A 25014-nucleotide genomic window follows, 5' to 3' on the forward strand; every position below is an offset into this window, starting at 1 on the left:
AGCGCGGTGGTCCCACCTGACCCCATGCCGAACTCAGAAGTGAAACGCCGTAGCGCCGATGGTAGTGTGGGGTCTCCCCATGCGAGAGTAGGGAACTGCCAGGCATCAAATCAGGCCGAAAGCCCATCCTCACGGATGGGCTTTTTGCGTTTCTGCGCATTCTATCCCGTCTTTAAAGTTATCCCCCTAACCGATTCCATATACGGTAAACTATCCCGGTTTTTGCATCTGGATAGCGTCTATGAATCACTCCCTTAAGCCCTGGAACACCTTCGGTATTGACCGAAATGCCCGACAGATCGTGCGGGCCGACGATGCGCAGCAACTGCTGGCCGCATGGAATCACGCCACGCAACACAACCTCCCTGTTCTTATTCTGGGCGAAGGCAGTAACGTTCTCTTTCTGGAAGACTTTTCTGGTACAGTGATCGTTAACCGCATCAGCGGGATTAAAGTTGAAGAGGCGCAGGATTGCTGGCGTTTGCACGTGGGAGCCGGGGAGAACTGGCATCGCCTGGTGCAGTTTACCCTTGAAAATAATATGCCGGGGCTGGAAAACCTGGCGCTAATCCCTGGCTGTGCGGGTTCATCTCCTATTCAGAATATCGGTGCCTATGGCATCGAACTCAAACATGTTTGTGATTATGTCGACTGTATCGAGCTGGCAACGGGTAATCCGCTGCGTTTAAGTGCGGAACAGTGCCGCTTTGGCTATCGCGACAGCATTTTCAAACATGAGTATCAGGATAAATATGTCATCGTTGCGGTTGGTCTGCGCCTGACCAAAAACTGGCAGCCTGTCCTTACCTACGGCGATCTCACTCGTCTGGATCCTGCCACGGTCACTGCAAAAGAGATTTTCGACGCGGTTTGCCATATGCGAATGAGTAAATTGCCCGATCCGAAAGTGAACGGTAACGCCGGAAGCTTCTTCAAAAATCCGGTTATCTCCGGTGAAAAAGCCGAAACCTTACTCGCCCAGTGGCCGCAGGCGCCACACTATCCGCAGGCAGATGGCAGCGTTAAGCTGGCTGCGGGCTGGCTGATCGATCAGTGTCAGCTTAAAGGCACAACCTGTGGCGGCGCAGCGGTACATCGTCAGCAGGCCCTGGTGCTTATCAACGAAAACAATGCGACCAGCCGTGATGTCGTGCAGCTGGCCCATCAGGTGCGCCAGCATGTGGGTGAAAAATTTGATGTCTGGCTGGAGCCGGAGGTGCGCTTTATCGGCCATCACGGTGAAGTTAATGCGGTGGAGGCCATTGCATGAAGGATCATACCGTTCCCCTGAAGCTTATCTCTGTTCTGGCTGATGGCGATTTCCATTCCGGTGAACAGCTGGGCGAACAGCTGGGAATGAGCCGCGCCGCCATCAATAAACATATTCAGACCCTGCGTGACTGGGGAGTGGATGTCTTTACCGTGCCGGGCAAAGGCTACAGTCTGCCGGAGCCGGTTCAGCTCCTGGACGAAGCCTTTATCAGCAGTCAGATCACCGACAGCAGCGTTGCCGTTCTGCCGGTGATTGACTCTACCAACCAGTATCTGCTCGACCGACTTGACACGCTACAGTCCGGCGACTGCTGCGTGGCAGAATACCAACAGGCGGGTCGTGGCCGCCGGGGACGTAAATGGTTTTCGCCTTTTGGCGCCAATCTTTATCTCTCCATGTACTGGCGTCTGGAACAAGGTCCCGCCGCCGCCATCGGCCTCAGTCTGGTGATTGGCATTGTGCTGGCAGAAGTGTTGCAGTCGCTGGGTGCCGACAAAGTGCGCGTGAAGTGGCCAAACGATCTCTATCTGAACGATCGCAAACTGGCTGGTATTCTGGTAGAACTGACCGGGAAAACCGGTGATGCCGCGCAGATCGTAATGGGTGCGGGGATAAATCTGGTGATGCGCAATGTACAGGCCGAAGATATTAATCAGGGCTGGATCAACCTGCAGGAAGCAGGGATCGCCATCGATCGCAATGTCCTTGCCGTGCAGGTGATTAACGAGCTACGCCACTCGCTGAAAATCTTCGAACAGGAAGGTTTAGCCCCGTTCCTGCCCCGCTGGGAAAAGCTGGATAACTTTGCTCACCGTGCGGTGAAGCTGATTATCGGCGACAAAGAGATCTACGGCACGTCGCGCGGTATCAACGAGCAGGGCGCGCTGTTACTGGAGCAGGATGGCGTGATTAAACCATGGGTCGGCGGCGAGATTTCACTGCGCAGCGCCGAATAAATTGCGGGGAGCCGCGGGCTCCCCGGTTCTTCAGCTATACCGCCGCCACCCCCCGTGCGAAGCGGCAACCAGAATAATCCCTAAACGCCTGGTTACACTCTCTTAAACAGTTCCCGATAAGGTATACTCTGAAAGCAGCAGGGTAACAGTTGATTAACCTGCCTTTCGCGTTTCTGGAGATCCATTTTGCGTGTCAGCCGCTCTTTAACTATCAAACAAATGGCGATGGTCACTGCCGTCACCATGGTGTTTGTTTTCGTCTTTTGCGTTATTTTGCTGTTTCATGCCATTCAGCAAAATCGCTACAACACGGCTACGCAACTCGAGAGCATCGCCCGCTCAATCCGTGAGCCTCTCTCTGCCGCTATTCTGAAGGGTGATATTCCTCAGGCGGAGTCCATTATCAAAAGCATCAAGCCGGCAGGGGTCGTCAGCCAGGCGGATGTTGTGCTGCCGAATCAGTTTCAGGCGCTACGCATGAACTTTATCCCGGAGCATCCGGTACCGGTGATGATGAAGCGGCTGTTTGAAATGCCGGTGCAGATCTCCCTTCCGGTCTATTCGCTACAGCGTCCGGCGAACCCGCAGCCGCTGGCCTATCTGGTGCTACAGTCTGACTCCTGGCGAATGTACAAATTTGTCATCAGTTGGATCTCAACGTTGGTAACCACTTACTTATTATTGACGCTGATGCTTACCGTGGCGCTGACCTGGTGCATAAACCGTCTCATCGTCCATCCGCTGCGTCGCATTGCCCGGGAGCTGGATACCCTCTCGCCGCAGCAACAGATGGGGCACCAGCTTGCCCTGCCGCGCCTGCATCACGACGACGAAATTGGCATGCTGGTCCGCAGCTACAACCTCAACCAGCAGCGTATGCTGCGCCAGCATGATGAGCTCAACCACAATGCCACCCGTTTTCCGGTGTCGGAACTGCCCAACAAGGCATTTTTGATGGTGATGCTGGAGCAGGCGGTGAAGCGGCAGCAGACCATGGCGCTGATAGTGGTGGCCTGTGAAACATTGCAGGATACCGCCGGCGTGCTGAAAGAGAGCCAGCGAGAGATGGTCTTGCTGACGCTGGTCGAAAAGCTGAAATCCGTGCTTGCGCCGCGGATGGTACTGACGCAGGTAAGCGGCTACGACTTCGTGATTATCGCTAATGGCGTCAAGGAGCCGTGGCATGCCATCACATTAGGTCAGCAAGTGCTTACTGTTATCAATGAGCGGTTGCCGGTTCAGGGGATCCAGCTGCGCCCGAGCGCCAGTATTGGTATCGCCATGTTTTACGGTAACCTGACCGCAGAGCAACTTTACCGCCGGGCATTTTCCGCCGCGTTTACCGCCCGGCAGAAGGGTAAGAATCAGATTCAGTTCTTTGAGCCCGAGCAGATGGAGAAAGCGCAGCAGCGGCTCTCAGAAGAGAACGATATTCTGACCGCGCTGGACAGCAACAATTTTGCCATCTGGCTACAGCCGCAGGTCGATCTGCGTACCGGTGAGGTCCATAGCGCCGAAGCGCTGTTGCGGATGTGTCAGCCCGACGGCAGTTGGGCGCTTCCGGAAGGGCTGATCGACCGTATTGAAAATTGCGGCCTGATTGTGACGGTGGGTCACTGGGTACTGGAAGAGTCCTGTCGTCTGCTGTCAGCCTGGCAGTCGCGTGGGGTGATGATGCCGCTATCGGTTAACCTGTCGGCGCTACAGCTAATGCACCCCAACATGGTTCCGGACCTGCTGGCGATGATTCTCCGCTATCGGATTAAGCCGGATACCCTCATTCTGGAAGTGACCGAGAGCCGCCGGATTGACGATCCTAACGAAGCGGTAGCGATACTCCGCCCGCTGCGGAATGCCGGGGTGCGCATCGCGCTGGACGATTTTGGCATGGGATACGCTGGTCTGCGCCAACTGCAACATATGAAAACCCTGCCGGTAGACGTACTGAAGATTGATAAGGCGTTTGTGGAGGGGCTGCCGGAAGACAGCAGCATGGTCGAGGCGATTATCCAGCTGGCGCGTAGCCTGAAGCTGAGCATTATTGCCGAAGGGATCGAAACCGAAGCCCAGCGTCATTGGCTGGCCGATGCCGGGGTAGAGTGCGGGCAAGGATATCTGTTCGATAAAGCCGTTCCTGGCGATATTTTTGAGAGTCGCTATCTTAAACACAATGCCAATAGCGCTGATGACTGAAATGTTGCTGGATTGTGCGAGTCAGCTCAAATTTCTTAACATTTGCGTTTCAATTTCAGCCTGAACTTCTATCTGTCCTGATTTATGGGTGGTATTTTAAGGCCGCAGGTAACGGGTAACCCTACATTTCCTGCGGCTTTTCTTCCCAAGGACATCTTATGAAAACCTCTCTCTTCAAAAGTCTTTACTTTCAGGTATTAACCGCCATTGCCATTGGTATTCTGCTTGGTCATTACTACCCTGAATTAGGCGCCCAGATGAAACCGCTTGGCGATGCTTTCGTTAAGCTGATTAAGATGGTGATCGCGCCGGTTATTTTCTGCACCGTCGTGACCGGTATCGCAGGCATGGAAAGCATGAAAGCCGTTGGCCGTACGGGTGCGGTGGCGCTGCTCTATTTCGAAGTCGTCAGTACCCTCGCGCTGATCATTGGTCTGGTGATTGTTAACGTCGTGCAGCCCGGCGCGGGCATGAACGTTGACCCCTCGACGCTGGATGCGAAAGCGGTGGCGGTCTATGCCGAGCAGGCGAAAGATCAGGGTGTGGTCGCCTTCCTGCTGGATGTGATCCCCGGCAGCGTAATTGGCGCCTTCGCCAGCGGGAATATTCTGCAGGTGCTGCTGTTCGCCGTGATGTTTGGTTTTGCCCTGCATCGCCTCGGCAGCAAAGGTCAGCTGATTTTTAACGTTATTGAAAGCTTCTCGCAGGTGATTTTCGGCATTATCAACATGATTATGCGTCTGGCACCCATTGGCGCCTTCGGGGCAATGGCCTTCACCATCGGTAAATATGGTGTCGGTACCCTCGTGCAGTTAGGCCAGCTGATCATCTGCTTCTATATCACCTGTATTCTGTTTGTGGTGGTGGTGCTGGGCAGCATCGCCCGCGCGACCGGCTTCAGCATCTTCAAGTTCATTCGCTACATCCGTGAAGAGCTGCTGATTGTGCTGGGCACCTCCTCATCCGAATCGGCGCTGCCGCGCATGCTTGATAAGATGGAGAAGCTGGGCTGCCGTAAATCGGTCGTCGGGCTGGTGATCCCCACCGGCTACTCCTTTAACCTGGATGGGACATCGATCTACCTGACGATGGCGGCGGTGTTCATCGCCCAGGCCACTAACAGCCATATGGATATCTTCCATCAAATTACGCTGCTGGTTGTGCTGCTGCTCTCCTCAAAAGGAGCGGCTGGGGTCACGGGGAGCGGATTTATCGTCCTGGCGGCAACCATCTCCGCGGTGGGACATCTGCCGGTGGCCGGCCTGGCGTTGATCCTCGGTATCGACCGCTTTATGTCTGAAGCCCGTGCGCTGACCAACCTGGTCGGTAACGGCGTGGCAACAGTAGTCGTGGCGAAGTGGGTAAAAGAGCTGGACCACAAAAAGCTCGACGATACGCTGAATAATCGTGCGCCAGACGGCAAAACACACGGTTTGTCCTCCTAAAATCTTCCCTCAGGCCCGCATTCCCTTGTCGGGGTGCGGGCTCCTGCGCATAATGGCCCAGCATACTTGTCATAATTCGATAAGATTTATTTCGGGTAAATTTCACTTCATGCCGTGACGTTTCGTTTCATGCGCGGTCTAATCGGAGTGTTTTGTACATCATATTTAGAGTGCGACAGGGCGTGTGGCACTCTTTGTTACCAGGAATGTTGATCAGGGGTTCACATGCAGGGCACAAAAATTCGACTCTTAACCGGCGGTTTGCTCATGATGGCAGCAGCCAGTTACGTGCAGGCTGACGCGCTCCAGCCGGACCCGGCCTGGCAACAGGGAACGCTGTCTAACGGTTTTCAGTGGCAAGTTTTAGCCACCCCACAGCGCCCCAGCGACCGCATTGAAATCCGCCTTTCCGTCAATACCGGCTCCCTGACCGAGAGTACGCAACAGAGCGGTTTCAGTCATTTCCTGCCCCGTCTGGCTCTGACCCAAAGCGGTAGCCTTCAGGCTGTACAGGCCCGTTCACTGTGGCAACAGGGTATCGATCCGAAACGCCCGCTGCCGCCTGCTGTCGTCTCCTACGACTACACCATGTTTAACCTCAGCCTGCCAAACAACCGCAACGATCTGCTTAAAGAGGCGCTGACCTGGCTGTCAGATACCGCCGGTAACGTGTCCATTACCCCTGAGACGGTGAATTACGCCCTGAGCAACAGCGACATGGTGGCGACCTGGCCTGCGGATACCAAAGAGGGCTGGTGGCGCTATCGTCTGAAAGGTTCGGCGCTGCTGGGCCACGATCCGGCAGAGCCGCTAAAGCAACCGGTTGATATTGAACAGGTGAAGTCGTTCTACCAGACCTGGTATACCCCGGATGCCATGACCCTGATTGTGGTCGGTAACATTGATAGCCGCGCGGTGATTGAGCAGATTGGCAAAACCTTCGGCGAGCTGAAAGGCAAACGTAACACGCCAGCGCCGGTGCCAACGCTTTCACCTCTGCGCGCAGAGCCGGTGAGCATCATGACCGATGCCGTGCGCCAGGATCGTCTCTCCATCATGTGGGACAGCCCGTGGCAGCCGATTCGTGAATCTGCCGCGCTGCTGCGCTACTGGCGCGCCGATTTAGCCCGTGAAGCGCTGTTCTGGCATGTTCAGCAAACCCTGAGTAAGAACAACGCCAAAGATATTGGTCTGGGCTTTGATTGCCGGGTGCTGTTCCAACGCGCCCAGTGCGCCATTAATGTTGAGTCGCCGGGCGACAAGCTGAACGCCAATATGGCGATAGTGGCAAAAGAGCTGGCGAAAGTACGTGATAACGGCCTGAGCGAAGAGGAGTTCAACGCGCTGGTGGCGCAGAAAAATATTGAGCTGCAAAAACTGTTCGCCACCTATGCCCGTACCGATACCGATATCCTGATCAGCCAGCGTATTCGCTCCCTGCAAAATCAGGTGGTGGATATCGCGCCGGAACAGTATCAGAAGCTGCGTCAGGATTTCCTTAACAGCCTGACCGCGGATATGTTGAGCCAGGATCTGCGTCAGCAGCTTTCTCAGGATATGTCGCTAATTTTAATGCAGCCGAAAGGTGAACCTGAATATGATATGAAGGAGCTGCAGGCGACGTGGAACGACATTATGGCACCCGCGCAGTAAAAGGAAAAAGGCAACGTAAGTTGCCTTTTTTAATGGATACAGCCCTTAAGCAGGCATCGCTTCGCGTGGAATGATGGCGCCGCGATACTGGATCACCGTGCTGGCGGTCAGGTGGCCGCGCTGCGCTGCCGCTTCCGGCGTACCGCCCGTCAGACGCACCGCCAGATAGCCGGCGCTGAAGGAGTCACCCGCCGCGGTCGTATCAATCACTTTCTCTTTCGCCAGCTTCACCGCAGGTACTTCGATAACCGCTTCTCCGGCGATCGCCACCAGGCACGAATCTGCCCCGCGCTTAATTACCACTTCGCTGACACCGGCGGCCTGCGTACGCGCAATCACCTCATCAACCGGCTTCTCGCCCCACAGCGCATCTTCGTCGTCGAGGGTTAAGAAAGCGATATCGGTGCATTCCAGCATCTGGCTATAGACCTGCTGCGTCTCTTCGCGGCTGGCCCACAGGCGTGGACGGTAGTTGTTGTCGAAAATCACCTTCCCGCCGTTGGCGCGGCATTCGCGCAGCAGGGAGAGCAGTTTTTCACGGCTGCTCTGGCTGAGGATCGCAAGGCTGATGCCGCTCAGATAGAGGTAGTCGAAATGGGCCAGCGTTTCGCAGATCTGCGCCGCGCTGTCGCTCTCCAGCCAGAATTTGGCGGCAGCTTCGTTACGCCAGTAATAGAAGGTGCGCTCGCCGGTGCTGTCGGTCTCGATGTAATAGAGGCCCGGCAGGCGGTTTTCCATCCGCTGGGTCAGGGAGGTGTCGACATTTTCACTCTGCCATGCGTCCAGCATCTGCTGGCTGAAATTGTCGGTGCCCAGCGCCGTAACATAGTTTACCGCCAGCGCGTCAGCATCGACCTGACGAGCAATATATACGGAGGTATTTAAGGTGTCGCCACCAAAGCCGCGGCTGACTTCCGCGCCTTTCTGGGAGAGTTCGATCATACATTCGCCGATCACGGCAATTTTTTTGGACATAGTCGTGAACCTGGATAATTAAACTGCGGTTAGTTTGCGCTGGAGGCCGGAAGCGGTCAACTGTATTAAAACGACGTTCCATTATTTTTTTGAACTCGGACAAGTTCCTGACGGGTTTGATATCTCAGATTTTCATTTTCGTCCGCAACCGGACATAAAGTTCTCTTACCAGGAGCCGATAATCCTTTGACCAGTCCCGACAGGCTCTTTCCCATTCAACAGGACATCTGAAATGAAGTTAAGGCAGGACATCCAGCTGCTGAGCATCCCTGAAGCGAGTATTGAGAACTTACAGGAACACCGCTACTGGCTGCAATGTGAGCGCGCTTATACTTATCAGCCGATCTACCGCACCGACGGTAAGCTGATGGCGATTGAGATCCTGACCGTCGTGACCCATCCTTCAAACCCGGCACAGCGGATTGCACCGGATCGCTACTTCGCGGAAGTCCCCGTGCGTCATCGTCTGGATATCCTGGAGGAGCAGCTCGCCATGCTGGCGGTGAGACAAAACTTTTTCGCCGACAACAACATTCTGGCTTCGGTTAACGTCGATGGCCCAACTCTGCTGGCGGTGCGGCAGGATGAGAGCCTGCAGAAGCTGATCCAGCGGCTGCCGTGGCTGCGCTTTGAGCTGGTGGAGCACGTTCGTCTGCCACAGGACTCCTCGTTTGCCACCATGTGTGAGTTTGGCCCGCTGTGGCTGGACGACTTTGGCACCGGTATGGCGAACTTCTCCGCCCTGAGCGAAGTGCGTTACGACTACATCAAAGTGGCGCGCGATCTGTTCATTATGCTGCGCCAGACGCCGGAAGGGCGCAATCTGTTCACGCTTCTGCTGCAACTGATGAACCGCTACTGCCAGGGGGTTATCGTCGAAGGCGTCGAGACGCTGGAAGAGTGGCGCGATGTACAGAACTCACCCGCCGCTGCCGCCCAAGGCTATTTCCTCTCCCGCCCGGTGTCGATGGAGACGCTCGACAACGTAATCATCACCCTGTAAAACTCAGCAGCTTCCCGTAATAGCGCGTGGTTAACGCGTTATTACCGGACGCTGCCGCCCCCTTTCCGCATGCCTGGACTATATTCATGAAAGGCAAGTGATTACTGAAAGGGAGTATGGGATGACAAAAACAGCGAAGATTATCACCTGGACAGGGGGAGTCTTCTTGTTGCTGATTGTGGTGCTGATTGTCGTGATCGCGACATTTGACTGGAACCGCCTCAAACCGACCATCAACCAGAAAGTCTCGACCGAACTTAACCGTCCTTTCGCTATTCGCGGGGACTTGGGCGTGGTATGGGAGCGGCAGAAGGGCGAAACGGGCTGGCGCAGCTGGATACCCTGGCCGCACGTTCATGCTAACGACGTTATTCTCGGCAACCCGCCGGACATTCCTGAAATCACCATGGTGCATCTCCCGCGCGTGGAGGCCACCCTTGCGCCGCTGGCGCTGCTTACCAAAACGGTCTATCTGCCGTGGATCAAACTGCAACAGCCAGATGCCCGGCTGATCCGCCTGTCGGAGAAGACCAATAACTGGACCTTCGATCTGGCAGGCGATGATAAAGAAAAAGATCCTGATGCCCAGCCTTCGTCCTGGTCTTTCCGCCTCGATAATATTCTGTTCGATCGTGGGCGGATCGACGTGAACGACGCGGTCAGCAAAGCACAGATGGAGATCTTCGTCGATCCGCTGGGCAAGCCGGTACCCTTCAGCGAAGTGACTGGCGATAAAGGCAAAAAGGATAAGGTCGGCGATTACGTCTTTGGCCTGAAGGCGGAAGGGCGCTACAACGATCAGCCGCTGCGCGGCACCGGTAAAATTGGCGGTATGCTGGCGCTGCGCAGCGAAGGCACCCCCTTCCCGGTGCAGGCTGACTTCCGCTCCGGCAATACCCGGGTGGCTTTTGTCGGTACGGTGAACGACCCAATGAAGATGGGCGGCGTCGATCTGAAGCTGAAATTCGCCGGGGATTCGCTGGGCGAACTTTATGAGCTGACCGGCGTATTGCTGCCTGATACGCCGCCGTTTGAAACCGATGGTCGGCTGGTGGCGAAGATCAATTCGGAAGAGGCCTCGGTCTACGATTACCGCAACTTTAATGGCCGGATCGGTGACAGCGATATCCACGGTTCGCTGACCTACACCACCGGCAAACCGCGGCCGAAGCTGGAAGGTGATGTGGAGTCGCGTCAGCTGCGGCTGGCGGACCTCGGGCCGCTGATTGGCGTCGACTCCGGTAAAGGCACCAAAGCGGAGGAGGTGCGCAAGCAGGCGCCGCCGTCCGGCAAAGTGCTGCCGAACGATCGCTTCGAAACAGATAAGTGGGACGTAATGGATGCGGACGTGCGCTTCAAAGGGCGGCGGATCGAGCATGGCAGCAGTCTGCCTATCAGTAATCTTTCTACCCATATCCTCCTGAAAAACGCCGACCTGCGTCTGGAGCCGCTGAAGTTTGGTCTGGCTGGCGGCACCATCTCCTCAAATATCCATCTTGAAGGCGATAAAAATCCGATGCGGGGCCAGGCCGATATTCAGGCGCGACGGCTGAAGCTGAAGGAGCTGATGCCGGATGTGGAGCTGATGCAGAAAACCCTGGGGGAGATGAATGGCGATGCCAAAATTCGCGGTACCGGCAACTCTGTTGCGGCCCTGCTGGGGAACGGTAACGGCAATCTGAAGCTGCTGATGAACGACGGGCTGGTGAGCCGTAACCTGATGGAAATTCTGGGTCTGAACGTCGGGAACTTCATCGTCGGCCAGATCTTTGGCGACGACGAGGTGCGGGTAAACTGCGCAGCGGCCAATATTGACCTGGTCAACGGCGTCGCACGGCCGCAGATTTTCGCCTTCGATACTGAAAACGCGGTGATCAACGTCACCGGCACCGCCAGTATGGCCTCGGAACAGCTGGATCTCACCATCAACCCGGAAAGTAAAGGCATTCGCATCGTGACGCTGCGCTCGCCGCTGTACGTGCGTGGTAGCTTTAAAGATCCGGATGCGGGGGTGAAGGCGGGGCCGTTAATTGCTCGTGGTGCGGTGGCCGCTGCGCTGGCGACCCTGGTTACCCCTGCTGCAGCGCTGCTGGCGCTCATCTCGCCGTCTGAGGGGCAGGCCAATCAGTGTCAAACCATTCTGTCGCAGATGAAGAAATAGTGGGAGGCTTTGCCCGGCCTACAGGAGAATGTAGGCCGGGTAAGCGCAGCGCCACCCGGCATTAAGGATCACAATGACTGATGGCGAGTCTCGTGAGTCAGCAGCAGCGCAATCAGCGTCAGTGCCGCCATCGCCGCCAGGTAGATCCCTACGTATTGCAGACCGTAATTCGCCTGTAACCAGGTAGCGATATACGGCGCCACGGACGCACCCAGAATCGAAGAGACGTTATAGGAGAAGGAGGCGCCCGTGTAACGCACTTCGGTCGGGAAGAGCTCTGGCAGCAGCGCGCCCATCGGACCGAATGTCAGCCCCATCAGGCTCAGGCCAATCAGCAGATACGCCATCACCAGCGCCGGATTACCGGAACCGAGCAGCGGCGGGAAGACGAACAGCGCAAACAGAATAATCAGCGAAGTGATCACAATCATGCTCGGGCGACGGCCAAAACGGTCGGCCAGCAGGCCCGCAATCGGCACCATCACGCCAAAACCGATAACCGCCATCATCAGCATCCAGAGCACTTCGTTACGCGGCAGGCCCAGGCCCACCGGCGCAGGCGTGGTGCTGAAGGTCATGGAATAGACGGTCATGATATAGAACAGCGTGTAGGTCGCCAGCATGATGAAGGTGCCGAGCACGGTCACGCGAACGTGTTTGGTCAGCAGCGTGCCCAGCGGGATTTTTACCTGTTTTTTCGCGGCGGCCACTTTGGCAAACACCGGGGTCTCGTGCAGGGAGACGCGCACATAGAGGCCAATCAGCACCAGCACCGCCGAGAAGATAAACGGAATACGCCAGCCCCAGGTCATGAACTGCTCGTCAGTCAGCAGCCAGGAGAGCAGCAGGAAGGTGCCGTTGGCAAAGAAGAAGCCAATCGGCGCGCCCAACTGTGGGAAGGATCCATACAGCGCACGTTTGCGTGGCGGGGCATTTTCGGTGGCCAGCAGCGCCGCGCCGCCCCATTCCCCGCCCAGTCCCAGACCCTGGCCAAAACGGGCCAGCGCCAGAAGCAGCGGGGCCAGAATCCCGATGGTTTCATAGGTCGGCAGCAGGCCGATGGCAACGGTGGAGATCCCCATGGTCAGCAGCGAAGCAACCAGGGTTACCTTACGCCCGACGCGATCGCCGAAGTGACCGAACAGGGCCGAGCCGATAGGGCGCGCAACAAAGGCGATGGCGAAGGTTGCCAGCGACTGTAGCGTGGCCGCCGTCGGGTCGCCCTGCGGGAAGAAGATATGCGGGAAAACGATAACCGCAGCGGTGGCGTAAATATAGAAGTCGAAGAATTCGATGGCGGTGCCAATCAGTGACGCGACGACGACTTTATTGCGCGAGTTAACCGGGGCGTTTTCCTGCTCTGAATTGAGTGTTGTGGCTGTGGCTTGCATAAACTTTTCTTATTTTTGGCGAACGAAAGGCCATATTACGCACAGCAAAAGCGATATTTCAATCTGTAACAAACGCAGCGGCCGGTGAAAAAGAGAGCAAAAAGCGGATAATTTTCGGACCAGAAGAATCACATCTATGAAATGCTTCACAGAAATAAAAAGTTGGAATATATAACTGGTTTTCGGTTAAATAAAAGTTACAGGCTGGATTTATATGCTGAAATGATGAATCGGGCTGATATATTTCATTCTTATTCAGCCCGATAGGGGAATTAACGGTGGCTTTTACCGGGCATTCGCCGGTCATCCGGGTACTCGGCGGTGGCGATCCATGCCGCGCAGAAGAGGGTCAGTCTGGCGAAGAAATAGAAGAAGGCCAGCAACCCCAGCACGGAGCCGAATGCCGCCCCGGACGGGGAGGTCACCAGCGACGGCAGGGTGTAGGTCATCACGATTTTAATGACCTCAAAGCCGATAGCGGCAATGAACGTGCCGCGGATCAGCGCCTTACGGCGAGGGCGATGACGCGGCAGGCGCCAGAAAATCCAGAAGAAGAGCAGGTAGTTCGCCAGCATCGAGATCCCTAACCCCACCAGATGCCAGACCGGCTTCAGCCACTCGATGGTGTCGAGATAGAGCGCGGAGATGATCATCTGCTGCGCCGAGCCTGCCGCGGAAGTGATGGAGAGGGTGATAACCAGCGCCACCAGCAGCCCGATCAGCGAGACGAAGTCGCGGAAATACTTAATCCAGATTTTCTCCTGGTCCTGCGGCTTACGCTCCCAGACGTCGCGCGACTGGGCGCGGATCGCTTCACGCAGGTTGCCCATCCAGTTGATGCCGGAGTAGAGCGCCACAAACAAACCGACTATCCCGACAGTAGTACGTTGCTGGACGGCGGTGTTGATGGTGCTTTTCAGGGTCGAGGCCAGCGTCGGATCGCTGACGTTTTGCAGGATTTTGCTGAAGATGTCCTGCAACAGCGTCGGGTGCGACACCAGCACAAACCCCGCTGCCGCAAAGGAGAGCATCAGGATGGGGATCATCGACAGGAAGGAGAAGTAGGTGATTGCGGCGCCAAACTGGTTGCCCAACCGATCGTTAAAACGCTCGGCGGCGAGCAGCAGGTGAGCAATCATTGGCCGCTGATGGAACAGCTGGGTGAGATCTTTCGCCTTGTCGAGCAGGCTACCCCTTTTGCGCTCGGCGGTAATTTTGGGTTCATCTGGCGCCGGGGGCGGGCTATTTTCCAGTTTCTTAATCGGCTCGTAGTCCAGATCCTGGGTGGGACGTTGCTGGCTGCTATCCGGCATCAGTCACGTTTTCCTTATCGTTAGCGAGAGTTCATTGCAATTATAGCCTGCGCTCAGTCAACGTAGGTTTTCATGATTTCCGTGAGCCAGGCCATAAACAGATGCACCCGTCGGGAGAGGTTGCGGCGGTGGGGATAAATGAGCGACACCGGCATGGGCCTGGCGCGGTACTGCGGAAGGATCTCCAGCAGCTTTTTGGCCCGCAGGGCGTCACGCACGCCTACCCGCGGCACCTGAATAATTCCCAGCCCGGCGAGGGCGGAGGCATGGTAAGTCTCGGTGCTGTTGACCGTCAGGACACCGCCGGTCTTAACCCAGTGGGTCGCCTCACCATCGTAATATTCGAACCCCTGGGGCCGGGTGCCGAGATGCGTTGCGTAATGCACCACCGCATGGGAGGTTAAATCATCCAGCCCGTCGGGATAGCCAAAACGCGACAGATAATCGGGGCTGGCGCAGTTGATCACCGACAGCCTGCCGAGCGGGCGGGCAATTAAGCCGGAATCTTTCAGGGTGCCGACGCGCACCACGCAATCAAATCCTTCCCGAATCACATCCACCAGCCGGTCGCTGCTGCTCAGCTCCAGTTCAATGCCGGGGTACTGTTGCAGAAAAAGCGGCAGTTTGGGGATGACTAAATTTCGCGCAACGTTGGCCGGCATATCGACGCGTATTCTTCCACTGACGCTGGCAGGGTCGTGCAAAAAAAGACCATCCAGTTCTTCCATATTGGTCAGCAGATCTTTGGCCCGTTCGTAGTAGACCATACCGTCCTGCGTCAGGCTGACCCGACGCGTGGTACGGTGCAGCAGCTGGGTGCCAAGCCCGTTCTCCAGCGCCTGAATCTGGCGCGATACGCTACCTTTAGGCAGGCCCATTGAATCTGCGGCGCGGGAAAAACTCTCCAGTTCAGCGACGCGAATAAATAACTGCATTGCGTGAATTTTATCCATAGGGAGCGCTCATTGTTGTTTATTTTGAAACAGTGAAGCGTTGCGTAGCGTATTTATTGATTTTCTATCACCTAATAAGCTCTTTCTCAATCATCACAACAGCCGAAACGAGGTTTCTTATGACTGAACGTATAGCAATAGTGACCGGCGGCAGCCGCGGGCTCGGTAAAAACGCGGCGCTGAAGCTGGCAGCAAAGGGTGTCGGGATCCTGCTGACCTACAACCGGAGCGAGCAGGAAGCGCTCGAAGTTGTACGTGAAATTGAACAAAAAGGGGTAAAAGCAGCAGCATTGCAGCTGAACGTCGGGGATATTGCCAGCTTTGAACAGTTCGCCACTAAGGTGAGTGAAAAACTGCATTCAGTCTGGCAGCGCAACACCTTCGATTATTTGTTGAACAACGCAGGTGTGGGTTTATATGCCCCCTATATGGAAACCACGGAAGCGCAGTTTGATGAAGTGATGAACATCCATTTCAAAGGCCCGTTCTTTCTGACCCAAGGGCTATTGCCGCTGATGGAAAACGGCGGGCGGATCCTCAACGTCTCATCTGGCCTGGCTCGTTTTGCGCTACCGGGCTCCAGCACCTATGCGGCGATGAAAGGGGCTATGGAAGTGCTCACCCGCTACCAGGCTAAGGAGCTGGGGGCGCGCGGGATCACCGCCAACATTATCGCCCCGGGGGCTATCGAAACCGATTTTGGCGGCGGTCGCGTACGCGATAACAAAGCGATCAATCAGCAGATCGCCTCCCAGACAGCGTTGGGCCGCGTTGGGTTACCGGACGATATCGGCGATGCGATTGCGGCGCTGCTCAGCGACGAACTCGGCTGGATGAATGCGCAGCGCGTTGAGGTCTCCGGAGGGATGTTCCTGTAATCAGGTGCCGGGGAGGGAGCCCCGCGGCACGCTTAGCAATACTCTTTTCTCAACAGCCCAAACAGCCAGTCGTTATGCCACTCACCTGCCAGCCAGTAGCTTTCGCGCAGTTCACCTTCCAGCACAAAGCCCACTTTTTCCAGCAGACGTTTAGAGGCGACATTGCCCGCCGTCACCGTAGCGGTCAAACGGCGGATACCTCCCTGCATAAAGGCGTAATCGCACACCGCCTGTAAGGATTCAAAGCCGTAACCTTTGCCCTGCGCCTGCGGGGCAAAGAGGAACCCCACTTCGGCACAATCATCATCGCGATGAATATAGCCCGTGACCCCTAGCGGGGTCTGATTGTGATCGCGCACCACCAGGCACAGCCAGTGATCACTGCCTGGCGACCACGCGGGCAGGCGAGAGGTAAACGTTTCGCGAATGGCCTCTTCCGGACGGGCTTCGGCCACGTAGCGCATCACATCGGGGTGTTGCTGTAGGGAGAGAAAAAAGGGCCAGTCCTCTTCCTGCAGTGGGGAACAGGTTAAACGCGGGGTGTGCAGCACAGGCATGCCAGATCTCCGGGAGCTTTTGTAAATGATATTAACATTATCACTGAAATAGTGCCGGTTATCGGGTATGTTTAATCTGGTATAACCACTTAAAAAACAACCGCTCTCCGTTCGCTGCGCCTGAATCTTTGCGCGGCAGTTAAGGATAATGATGACCCTCAGTAAATCGCACGTGATCCGCGAGCAGTTTGAACGCTGTCTGGGAATTATTCGTCAGGCCTCTGTGGAGATCCTGCTCCTGTTAAAGGTGCATGTTGCCGAAGGCAAAGATCCCCGTTGGTTCCTTGAGCAGCTGGATTCCGCCAGACTGGCGCTGGGGGGCTGGGCGAGCGTGGCAAAACGCCTGAACCTCAACGATGCGGAGCTCTCACAATTCACCCTGCAATTGCGGCTTTTGCAGCAGCGGGTGCCGCAGTATGAGAGCGGGCAGGATGTGAGCGACAACCAGCTGATTGCCGCGACGCGCTTTGTGACGGCCCTGGAACACCTGCGTTTGCAGCAGCCGCTGCTGACCTACAGTACCGAAATGAGCCCCGGCGATGAGCTTCAGCAACAGCAAGCCCGGAAACAGGTACGTGCGCTGGAATTGATGATTAAAGGGCTGATTATGCAGGCCTGGCCGGATCCAACGCGCCTGAACAATCACCTTAAAACGCTCTTCGGTGCCGATCGGGTTCGCCGCTGGCTGCAGCAGGGCGAGCGCAACGATGCCCTCGGCGGCATGATGTTTAGCGAGCTGGCGCTGATGCTGGTGGACAAGAAAGAGTACTCCCGCTCTTATTCGGCGCTGTTCAGCGATCCCGCTCTGCTGACGCTGATGGTGGAACCGCGTAAGACGCTCCACTCCTTTCTTGATGATATCCGCCTGATCCGCAACAACATCATTGCCCGGCAGCCGCTGACCTCCGCGCAAATCCTGCTGCTGGACAACTACTACGCCCAGATTGCCGGCCCCGTTCAGCGTGCCTTTAACGAAGGCCGTACCGCCGTAAACCCGGCGGGGTTGATGGCAGAGAATAACCACGAGCTGGAGCTCTTCTGGGAAAATGCGCGAGAAAAAAGCCGGGCCACCGGCGATGACATTTTTGAGGTGCGCGACGCTATCGATAAACCGAACCGTCGGCCCGCGCGCACCCCGGAGCAACGCGATCACCTGATCTCGGTGGGGCTGTGGGGGGCGGTGGGGGTGATGGTGATGGGAATGCTGGTGGCGGGTACCTGGCTATTAATGGAAAGCAGCACGCCGACCCAGGCGGCCAGTACCACCTCGCCTCCTGTGCAAACGGCGGCGGAAGAGATGCGTGAGTCGCCCTCCTCCCGCGAAACGCTGACGCGCATGGGCGTCACCTGGGATGAGAATAACTTCCGCGCAGCGATCGACAGGAACGATACCCGCGTGGCGCTGCTGTTCCTGAAGGCGGGAATGGAGTGGAAGCTCTCCTGGACAGAGCACGCCCTGTCGGTGGGACATCGGGAGGTGCTGGATATCCTGATGCGCTATCGTCTGCAGATGGGGCAGGCGAAGCCCTGCCGACAGTTTATCAACACCCTCGCACACGCGATGTCAGCGGGCGAACCGCTGACGGATCTGCGTAAAGAGTATCTGCAGGCATTTTGTACCGTTCCGGCGGTGGTAGAACGCCAGCGACGCGAGATGGATCAGGCGAAGCGGCGGGCACAGGCCCAGCCGGACGCCAGTACCAAAAAATGGCAGACGATTCATACAGCCATTTATGAGGTGATCCGCTGACAACGCGGGGAGCTACGGCTCCCCGTACAGGCCAATGAGTCTGCGCACCACGCCGTTAGTCCAGCCAAAACCGTCCTGCAGGGGATACTCACCCCCGCCCCCTTCCCGGGGCTGGCTGCTGGCGATGTGGTACTTCTCGATGAGCTTGTGATTCATTTTGTAGAAATGGTTTACCGTGTGCAGCCAGCTCCACGCGATCTCATCCCCCAGAGAATCATTGCCGTATTGTTTGAATCCCTGGATCGCCATCCACTGTAATGGCGCCCAGCCGTTAGGTTTATCCCACTGCTCCCCGGTTTCATACTCGGTGGCAAGGATACCGCCCGGCGTCAGGAGGCGCGCTTTTACCGCGTCGGATAACCGTTCGGCCTGCTCATGGGTACACATACCGACATACAGCGGCACGATGCTGGCCGCGGAAAAGAGCGCCAGCTGCTCCCGGCGCCAGTCGTAATCGCGATAGCAGCCGTTCTCCTCATCCCACAGATAGCGGTTAACCGCCGCGCGGCGATCGCTCGCTTTCTGGCGGAAGCGATCCGCAGTCTCTTTATCCCCTTTTGAGGCTGAAATATTGGCGATGGCGCTCTCCAGCTTGAACAGGAACGCGTTGAGATCGATAGGGATAAACTGCGTGGTGCGGATACTCGCCAGCCGGCTCGGATCCCGCAGCCAGCGGGAGGAGTAGTCCCAACCGGAGGCAGCCCCGGCGCGCAGATCGCGATAGACCTCGTTAGGTGGACGCCCGGAGTGACGGGCGGTTTCAACGTCCTCTATCCAGGATTCATCCCTTGGAGTGTCACGGTCATCCCAGTAACGGTTGAGCAGAGAGCCGTCCGGCATACGTACCGCACTGCGATAGGCCTGGTTGAGCAGTAGCGACTCCGCGCCGTCCATCCAGAAGGCGTACTCCATCTTCAGATGGTCCAGATAGCGTTTGGCACCGCGCACGCCATCCTCTTCAAACAGCTCCACCATCAGGGCAAACACCGGCGGTTGCGAGCGGCTCAGATAGTAGGTGCGGTTGCCGTTAGGAATATGACCGTACTTTTCAATCATCCACGCAAAGTTATCTGCCATGCACTTGAGCATGTCGTGGCGACCGCTTTCGGCCAGCCCCAGCATGGTAAAATAGGAGTCCCAGTAGTAGGTCTCGCTGAATCGCCCGCCGGGGACGATGTAGGCCTGCGGCAGCGCCAGCAGTGACGACCACGGGATATGATCCTGCGGCTCCCGGGTCAGTACCGGCCACAGGTTGTCGATATGGTCTTTGAGCGAGAAAGAGGGATCCGATACATATTCGCTCGACAGCACTTCTGGCAGCCAGAAGTGGTTTTCCACAAACTGGCGCAGGTCAAAGTCGCGGTGTCGTCTCACCTTGCGATAGCGGATAAGGATATCCAGCGGATCCATTTTCGGCGCACAGTCTGGAAAGGTTTTGCTGTCTTCAAACAGTCGCGACGACTGAACATGCTCGAAGAGTTCAAGGTAGCGATCGGCAGGGGTGAGCGCATCGGATGCGGGCAGCCCTTCAATCATTTCAGGTTCCGGTTCCGCCTCGAGCATTTCATCCAGTTTTAACTCGCAGGGATCGATTTCGTAGAGAAGTTCTTGTTCTATGTCGAACTCTACGGTCTCTACAGTGCGTATTTTCTGGTTGAACATGGTGGTCAGGACCTCCGGTTTGCGTAGTCTCAGGTCTGGTTTTATCCGGTTGCTTACTAATCTTAGACATTCGCTTCGGTCTGTGGTGGAGGAAATGTGCGGTAGATCACGCTTTGCTACGAAGCGAAAAAGGGGGCTGTTGGTGCCATGTTGATGTTTTTCAGGCAATAAATAGAACATCCAGCCGCTAAGAGAGCGAATAAAATTCGGATCATTCGCTATCCCATTATGAGGGGATCAGGCGACAACCTCCACTTCTTCAGTGGAGCGACAGTAAAACGCCCGGGAAAGCGCGGGTTGGCCTTTTTTAAAAAAATATTGCCAGGCAATGATCTCCCACTCTTAGTTCTTTCTCAGAAAACTCCTGCCTGGCAGGTTGCAATAAGTTAGTGTCTGGTAGGCGTTTTTTTATTGTAATGTTTTTTGGTGTGATTTTTTCTCAGAAAAATCCTGCAACATGATTAATATTCTCCTTAATGACATATATTGCAGGTTGGTTGCGGCATATTGCCCAAAGAAAAAACCATCGCTACAATGCGCCTATCCGAAATAGCAACGCTTAACGTTATACGTTAAGCGTTGCTATTTCGGTCTAAAGGAATGGGTGTTCTCTACGGTGTTATTTTTCTAAAAATATACCGGAAGCACTCTGTTCAATATGAAATAATCATAATAAGGATATGTTAAATGAAAAAAATCAACATGACTGAAGCAAGTGCAATTATCGGTGGTACTTGCGAAACGTGTGAAAATACTTATGAATTAATGATCGTAAACGGTTCTGACGTATGCGCTGCAGTGACTACTTGCACTGACAAAAATGGCGTTGTGACCAGAAGTTACAAAGTTTCAGACAAAAACAACTGCCCAGCTATCGGCTAAGAAACGTCTGTTTCTTATATAATCAGAATAAATATTAATTATTCTGAAGGGCGTTGTAAGATTTCTGCAACGCCCCCCTTAGTGCTTCTCCCGTGAGCGTCTCCTATTTTATTTTCAGGATGAAAAGCCTCCCATGAAAAAAAGAATTCTTCTTATTCTGGCTTACACCATTTTTATCGCTGTCATTTCATCATTGATTACGACCGGCTGGTTCCATTATTTCGTATTCAATAAGAACGGTAATAGCGCGCAGCAAGCATTAATATCACTGCCAGCGGATAAAGTAGCAAAAAGCCCAATCGCTGACGGAGAGGATATTATTGAAATTTTTTCATACGGTTGCCATTACTGTGTGGTGAACGAAAAAAACGTTGCTGCGTTGGAAAAACGCTTGCCCGCCGGGAAGAAACTGGTACGTCTTCATTTCAACCTGGATAAGCAAGGCGGGTTGGCGCGCTTTGCACCGGTGTTCGCCACGCTGCAGGTGATGGGGATTGAAGAAGCGCATCGTGAAAGCGCCTATCAGGCGGTGATAAAGGATAAAGTTGATTTAAGCGATCCAGCGCAGCGCACTGCCTGGTTGGAAAAAAACAATATTAACGTGGATAAATACAATACCGTCAGCCAGTCTGCTGAAGTAAAAGCGCTTATGGATTATATGGTTCGCGTTACTCAGTATTATAACATCAATGCAACGCCATCATTTATTATTAATAAAAAATGGGTCGCGCTTCAGGACAGTGATTTCTCCTCTTTCGCGGACAAATTACTCACGCTGTTAGAAACCGATCGCGCGCCGGAGTAATAATGAAATTTTTTGCCCTGTGGTGTGCGCTGTTGTGGAAAAACCTCGCCGTCAGATGCCAGCTGTTATTACATAAGCTCGGGCTTATCAGCTACAGGGCACATTGCTTATTATTCCGGTGCATGCACTATCGCGTTATGTTCGCTTTCTCACATGTAAGCCGCTTTCTGGGGCTGACACGGCGTGATGTGAAATTACGGGCCGCCGTTGCCCAATCCAACCGCCAGTGCCTGCTTCATGATAACAAAGCATTTGACTATATCTGGCTGACACAGCGGCGTGAGTTACTGGTCCAGGCCGCGACCTACGGACAAAATCGCTGGGTCCTGCATGAGCTAGCCGCCTGTACGGCGCAGCTCAACGCTGTCGTCGAACCGTTACAACGGGCAGGCCAGCCGGTGATCCTCGCCCCGTTACATATGGTTTCGGACATACTCAGCACGATGATCGGTGCCACGGTCTACCCAGGCAAGGCGACGGTGATTACGTCACGCAGTGCCGATGTCTATTCTGCAGCCGAACGGCAAACGGTTGGTCTCGATCTTACGTATTGTTCCATACACGATGATAATAAAGACATCGCCGGAAAGCTGATGACCTCGGTAATGGATGCCGCGACCAACCAGCGCAATATTATTCTATTTCCGGATATCACTCCGGACTTTACGCAGTTTGCCAGTAAAGACAAAGCCGGGAAATTAAAATGCCAGTTATTCGGCCGCCCGGCTAGTTTGCATAGCGGCATTATCCGGCTGGCGAGAATGATGTCAGCGAAAGTGGTTTTTTATCATCTTTATTACGATAACGGCCTGAAAATTTACATTCATACTCCGGTTCCGGCAAATAAAGTGAAAGACGAAATGCCGGGCATCATTGAAAAAAGTATTCGCGAGTATTCCACTGACTGGATGCTTTGGCATTCACACTCGTTATTCTTCATTAATGATTGAAAATAAATAAGTTTACAGCGCGGTGACAGTGATATTAAAGATGAGAACAGGACGTTCAAAGGTGTCAATTATGGAACATATCATTCCTGAAATGGTTTATCAGGCAGAAACAAACGAATGCGCGCTGGCCTGTATTTCCATGCTGGCGGAAACACAGGGGGTCAATGCGCCTCTTGATGCGTTGCGCGAGCGTTTTCCGGCGTCTGCCCACGGCACCGCACTTTCAACCATGTGCGATATCCTGAGCGAACTGGCGATCCCCGTTTATCCGGTCGCTTTCGATTTGCATGAACTTGCAGAACTACCGTTACCGGCCATTTTGCATTATGGCGCGAGCCACTATGTGCTGCTGGCCTACCGTCAGGGAAGCTATGTTTGCGTGATGAATCCGGCGATTGGCGAGCAGCTCTTACCCATCGCCGCGCTGAAATCTGAAATCAGCGGTTATGCCCTGGTGCTCGACCAGGAGGCGAAGAGCGCCGCACCGCCGAGGGAGAAACAGAAACGCACACGACGCTTTCGCGCGCTGGAATGTATGAGTTTAAAACAGACGGCAGCGATCCCAGGCATTTATCGACTGATGCTGCTGGCGTTTCTGATTTCACTGACCTTGTTCATCATGCCGGTGATGGTCAGCTCTGCTATCAACAACGTTTTCTCCTCGGGCGGTAAAACAGAATTTCCATATTTCTATTACCTGCTGGCCTTTGTCGTCTCAACTCTGCTGGCTTTCTTTGTACGCAGCGTGACCGAGCGTTTTATCAAACGTTTTGTGGTGATGCAGAGCGTCAGCGGTTTTGCTCATCTTCTGATGAACTCACTCGCGTTCTTCGAAAAACGCAGCCCCGGCGAGATCTTCAGCCGATTCTCCAACTGGCAAATGGCGGCAGCCCAAAAAATCGAGCTGGATAACGGCCTGCGAATAGACTGGGTGGTGGGAGTCATTGCGCTGGGGGTCATGTGCTACATCAGTCCACTGCTGGCCGCCGTTTCCGCCATTGGCGTAACGCTGATGGGACTGGTCAGCGTTTGGGCTATTTTCCGCGACCGCTATTTTACGCAACAGATGCAGGTGAAGAGCGCAGAGCAAAGCGATTTTCTGCTGGAAACCATCCAGGGGTTTGCGACGCTGAAATCGGCTGGCTTGACCAGCCAGCGTCAGACCGCCTTTACAAATTATGTCGTCTCCCTGTTTGACTGTCGGCAGAAACAGAAAATCTACGAGCAGGTGAAGGGGAGTCTGTATCAGCTGATTGGCAGTCTCGAGATGGTCTTTTTTATGCTGCTGGCGTTGCCGTTGCTGAAAAATAACAGTATCTCGCTGGGTGAGTTTTTTGCCTACAGCTTTGTGCGGCAGATCTTTACCGCCTATATCACCCAGATCTTCTTCTCGGTTCTGCGCAAAAACCAGCTGCACGTGATCGATACCCGCGCCGCCGATCTGTTCCCCAGGGTGAAAGAAGAGCGTCACGACGCACTACTGCCGCCCGTGGCGTTTAATCATCAGCTCCACTATCGTGAATTGCAGTATGCGTACGATCCCGGCAAACCGGTGCTCGACAACGTATCGATGGTGCTGCGCCGCGGTGAATCGCTGGCGATTATTGGCGAGTCTGGCGCGGGAAAGAGCACATTGCTTAAAGTCATCACCGGGCTTATTGAACCTCAGTCCGGGGAGATCCTCGCCGACGGACAGCCGGTAAACAGTCGTCAGGCGCAGAAACTGTTCTTCCTGCAAAGTCAGGAGGACATCCTTTTCAACACCAGCGTATTGCAGAACATCACGCTGTTCGATCGCGAGTATGATGCAAAAAAACAGGCGCGCATCAATAAATCCCTGCACGGACTGAACCTGACCGACGTGATTGAACGTCTCCCGGGAAAACAGAACGCCCTTATTCGCGAAAGCCATCCCGCCCTGTCGCTTGGGCAACGTCAGCGTCTGATGCTGGCCCGGGCAATGTACAGCGATTGCCCGGTGATGGTGCTGGATGAGCCGACTGCCAATCTTGATGAACAGACCGCTCACCAGGTGATGCAAACCCTGATTGACCATTGCCGTGAATATGAAAAAACGCTGATCGTCGTGACGCACAGTGAAACGACGCTACACCTGTTTGACCGTCTCTGTTCAATGAAAAAAGGCCATATAGAAACGGTGGCGAGCACCCCTGTGTCCGTCATTCTCCCTGAAGGAGAACCGGCGTGAAATTG

At 54.9% G+C, this 25014-nt stretch carries 19 protein-coding genes and 1 rRNA gene; 14 read left to right on the forward strand and 6 right to left on the reverse strand.

The window, feature by feature from the left end:
• From rrf to WFM46_RS04375, 6 genes are all read left to right on the forward strand, one after another.
• Window positions 1-104, forward strand: a 5S ribosomal RNA gene (rrf, locus tag WFM46_RS04350); the annotation flags it as partial.
• Window positions 105-241: 137 nt separating this feature from the next.
• Window positions 242-1270, forward strand: a complete 1029-nt coding sequence (gene murB, locus WFM46_RS04355; RefSeq protein ID WP_336997126.1) for a UDP-N-acetylmuramate dehydrogenase — start codon at window positions 242-244, stop codon at window positions 1268-1270.
• Complete coding sequence (birA, locus tag WFM46_RS04360; RefSeq protein ID WP_336997127.1) at window positions 1267-2229, forward strand: bifunctional biotin--[acetyl-CoA-carboxylase] ligase/biotin operon repressor BirA; 963 nt, start codon at window positions 1267-1269, stop codon at window positions 2227-2229. The genes murB and birA overlap by 4 nt, the downstream gene beginning before the upstream one ends.
• A 186-nt stretch (window positions 2230-2415) precedes the next feature.
• Window positions 2416-4422 carry a biofilm formation regulator HmsP gene (hmsP, locus tag WFM46_RS04365; RefSeq protein WP_336997128.1) on the forward strand — a complete coding sequence of 669 codons (2007 nt, stop codon included), beginning with the start codon at window positions 2416-2418 and terminating at the stop codon, window positions 4420-4422.
• A 158-nt stretch (window positions 4423-4580) separates the two neighbouring features.
• Window positions 4581-5867: a C4-dicarboxylate transporter DctC gene (gene dctA / locus WFM46_RS04370; protein ID WP_180209457.1), complete on the forward strand. Its 1287-nt coding sequence runs from the start codon at window positions 4581-4583 to the stop codon at window positions 5865-5867.
• A 225-nt stretch (window positions 5868-6092) separates the two neighbouring features.
• Window positions 6093-7520: a M16 family metallopeptidase gene (locus WFM46_RS04375; RefSeq protein ID WP_442913443.1), complete on the forward strand. Its 1428-nt coding sequence runs from the start codon at window positions 6093-6095 to the stop codon at window positions 7518-7520.
• A gap of 45 nt (window positions 7521-7565) precedes the next feature.
• Here the strand turns inward: WFM46_RS04375 and WFM46_RS04380 are convergent, their stop codons facing one another.
• Window positions 7566-8495: a sugar kinase gene (locus tag WFM46_RS04380; protein WP_103824715.1), complete on the reverse strand. Its 930-nt coding sequence runs from the start codon at window positions 8493-8495 to the stop codon at window positions 7566-7568.
• 232 nt (window positions 8496-8727) lie between these two features.
• Between WFM46_RS04380 and pdeH the strand changes: the two genes are divergently transcribed.
• Together pdeH and WFM46_RS04390 are read left to right on the forward strand one after the other, a co-directional pair.
• Entirely contained in the window at window positions 8728-9498 is a 771-nt protein-coding gene (pdeH, locus tag WFM46_RS04385) for a cyclic-guanylate-specific phosphodiesterase (protein WP_103177401.1), read from the forward strand.
• 121 nt (window positions 9499-9619) lie between these two features.
• On the forward strand, window positions 9620-11659 hold the full coding sequence (locus tag WFM46_RS04390) for an AsmA family protein (RefSeq protein ID WP_156655344.1): 2040 nt from the start codon (window positions 9620-9622) through the stop codon (window positions 11657-11659).
• 68 nt (window positions 11660-11727) lie between these two features.
• Here WFM46_RS04390 and WFM46_RS04395 read toward each other — a convergent pair whose 3' ends face one another.
• The 3 genes from WFM46_RS04395 to WFM46_RS04405 form a co-directional block, all read right to left on the reverse strand.
• Window positions 11728-13050, reverse strand: a complete 1323-nt coding sequence (locus tag WFM46_RS04395; RefSeq protein ID WP_103177399.1) for an MFS transporter — start codon at window positions 13048-13050, stop codon at window positions 11728-11730.
• Between the two features lie 272 nt (window positions 13051-13322).
• A complete protein-coding gene (yhjD, locus tag WFM46_RS04400) occupies window positions 13323-14363 on the reverse strand; it encodes an inner membrane protein YhjD (RefSeq protein WP_442913444.1) in 1041 nt (346 codons plus the stop codon).
• A gap of 53 nt (window positions 14364-14416) precedes the next feature.
• Entirely contained in the window at window positions 14417-15316 is a 900-nt protein-coding gene (locus tag WFM46_RS04405; protein ID WP_103177397.1) for a LysR family transcriptional regulator, read from the reverse strand.
• 119 nt (window positions 15317-15435) lie between these two features.
• Between WFM46_RS04405 and WFM46_RS04410 the strand changes: the two genes are divergently transcribed.
• Window positions 15436-16194, forward strand: a complete 759-nt coding sequence (locus tag WFM46_RS04410) for an SDR family NAD(P)-dependent oxidoreductase (RefSeq protein WP_336997129.1) — start codon at window positions 15436-15438, stop codon at window positions 16192-16194.
• Window positions 16195-16226: 32 nt separating this feature from the next.
• Here the strand turns inward: WFM46_RS04410 and WFM46_RS04415 are convergent, their stop codons facing one another.
• Window positions 16227-16751, reverse strand: coding sequence for a GNAT family N-acetyltransferase (locus tag WFM46_RS04415; RefSeq protein WP_336997130.1), 525 nt, complete (start codon window positions 16749-16751; stop codon window positions 16227-16229).
• 151 nt (window positions 16752-16902) lie between these two features.
• Between WFM46_RS04415 and WFM46_RS04420 the strand changes: the two genes are divergently transcribed.
• Window positions 16903-18501, forward strand: coding sequence for an STY4199 family HEPN domain-containing protein (locus tag WFM46_RS04420; RefSeq protein ID WP_336997151.1), 1599 nt, complete (start codon window positions 16903-16905; stop codon window positions 18499-18501).
• A 12-nt stretch (window positions 18502-18513) separates the two neighbouring features.
• On the opposite strand, the gene WFM46_RS04425 is transcribed toward WFM46_RS04420, so the two are convergent.
• Window positions 18514-20163, reverse strand: coding sequence for an alpha,alpha-trehalase (locus WFM46_RS04425; protein WP_103177393.1), 1650 nt, complete (start codon window positions 20161-20163; stop codon window positions 18514-18516).
• 687 nt (window positions 20164-20850) lie between these two features.
• Between WFM46_RS04425 and WFM46_RS04430 the strand changes: the two genes are divergently transcribed.
• The 4 genes from WFM46_RS04430 to WFM46_RS04445 all read left to right on the forward strand — a co-directional run bounded on the left by WFM46_RS04430 (window position 20851) and on the right by WFM46_RS04445 (window position 25009).
• Window positions 20851-21045: a DUF4762 family protein gene (locus tag WFM46_RS04430; RefSeq protein ID WP_180209451.1), complete on the forward strand. Its 195-nt coding sequence runs from the start codon at window positions 20851-20853 to the stop codon at window positions 21043-21045.
• Window positions 21046-21178: 133 nt separating this feature from the next.
• Window positions 21179-21850, forward strand: coding sequence for a DsbA family protein (locus WFM46_RS04435; protein ID WP_336997131.1), 672 nt, complete (start codon window positions 21179-21181; stop codon window positions 21848-21850).
• A 2-nt stretch (window positions 21851-21852) separates the two neighbouring features.
• Entirely contained in the window at window positions 21853-22800 is a 948-nt protein-coding gene (locus WFM46_RS04440; RefSeq protein ID WP_336997132.1) for an ABC transporter, read from the forward strand.
• Window positions 22801-22870: 70 nt separating this feature from the next.
• Window positions 22871-25009, forward strand: a complete 2139-nt coding sequence (locus WFM46_RS04445) for a peptidase domain-containing ABC transporter (RefSeq protein ID WP_336997133.1) — start codon at window positions 22871-22873, stop codon at window positions 25007-25009.
• The last annotated feature ends 5 nt before the right edge of the window (window positions 25010-25014 follow it).

This window comes from Leclercia sp. M50, assembly GCF_037150775.1.
Taxonomy (GTDB): domain Bacteria; phylum Pseudomonadota; class Gammaproteobacteria; order Enterobacterales; family Enterobacteriaceae; genus Enterobacter.

Bases quoted from the DNA above. Each gene is read 5' to 3' on its own strand.
- pdeH (WP_103177401.1), top strand. From the start codon at position 8,728: ATGAAGTTAAGGCAGGACATCCAGCTGCTGAGCATCCCTGAAGCGAGT.
- WFM46_RS04410 (WP_336997129.1), top strand. From the start codon at position 15,436: ATGACTGAACGTATAGCAATAGTGACCGGCGGCAGCCGCGGGCTCGGT.
- WFM46_RS04395 (WP_103177399.1), bottom strand. From the start codon at position 13,050: ATGCAAGCCACAGCCACAACACTCAATTCAGAGCAGGAAAACGCCCCG.
- WFM46_RS04415 (WP_336997130.1), bottom strand. From the start codon at position 16,751: ATGCCTGTGCTGCACACCCCGCGTTTAACCTGTTCCCCACTGCAGGAA.
- murB (WP_336997126.1), top strand. From the start codon at position 242: ATGAATCACTCCCTTAAGCCCTGGAACACCTTCGGTATTGACCGAAAT.
- WFM46_RS04405 (WP_103177397.1), bottom strand. From the start codon at position 15,316: ATGGATAAAATTCACGCAATGCAGTTATTTATTCGCGTCGCTGAACTG.
- WFM46_RS04390 (WP_156655344.1), top strand. From the start codon at position 9,620: ATGACAAAAACAGCGAAGATTATCACCTGGACAGGGGGAGTCTTCTTG.
- dctA (WP_180209457.1), top strand. From the start codon at position 4,581: ATGAAAACCTCTCTCTTCAAAAGTCTTTACTTTCAGGTATTAACCGCC.
- WFM46_RS04430 (WP_180209451.1), top strand. From the start codon at position 20,851: ATGAAAAAAATCAACATGACTGAAGCAAGTGCAATTATCGGTGGTACT.
- WFM46_RS04445 (WP_336997133.1), top strand. From the start codon at position 22,871: ATGGAACATATCATTCCTGAAATGGTTTATCAGGCAGAAACAAACGAA.
- WFM46_RS04425 (WP_103177393.1), bottom strand. From the start codon at position 20,163: ATGTTCAACCAGAAAATACGCACTGTAGAGACCGTAGAGTTCGACATA.
- WFM46_RS04440 (WP_336997132.1), top strand. From the start codon at position 21,853: ATGAAATTTTTTGCCCTGTGGTGTGCGCTGTTGTGGAAAAACCTCGCC.
- yhjD (WP_442913444.1), bottom strand. From the start codon at position 14,363: ATGCCGGATAGCAGCCAGCAACGTCCCACCCAGGATCTGGACTACGAG.
- birA (WP_336997127.1), top strand. From the start codon at position 1,267: ATGAAGGATCATACCGTTCCCCTGAAGCTTATCTCTGTTCTGGCTGAT.
- WFM46_RS04375 (WP_442913443.1), top strand. From the start codon at position 6,093: ATGCAGGGCACAAAAATTCGACTCTTAACCGGCGGTTTGCTCATGATG.
- WFM46_RS04435 (WP_336997131.1), top strand. From the start codon at position 21,179: ATGAAAAAAAGAATTCTTCTTATTCTGGCTTACACCATTTTTATCGCT.
- WFM46_RS04420 (WP_336997151.1), top strand. From the start codon at position 16,903: ATGACCCTCAGTAAATCGCACGTGATCCGCGAGCAGTTTGAACGCTGT.
- WFM46_RS04380 (WP_103824715.1), bottom strand. From the start codon at position 8,495: ATGTCCAAAAAAATTGCCGTGATCGGCGAATGTATGATCGAACTCTCC.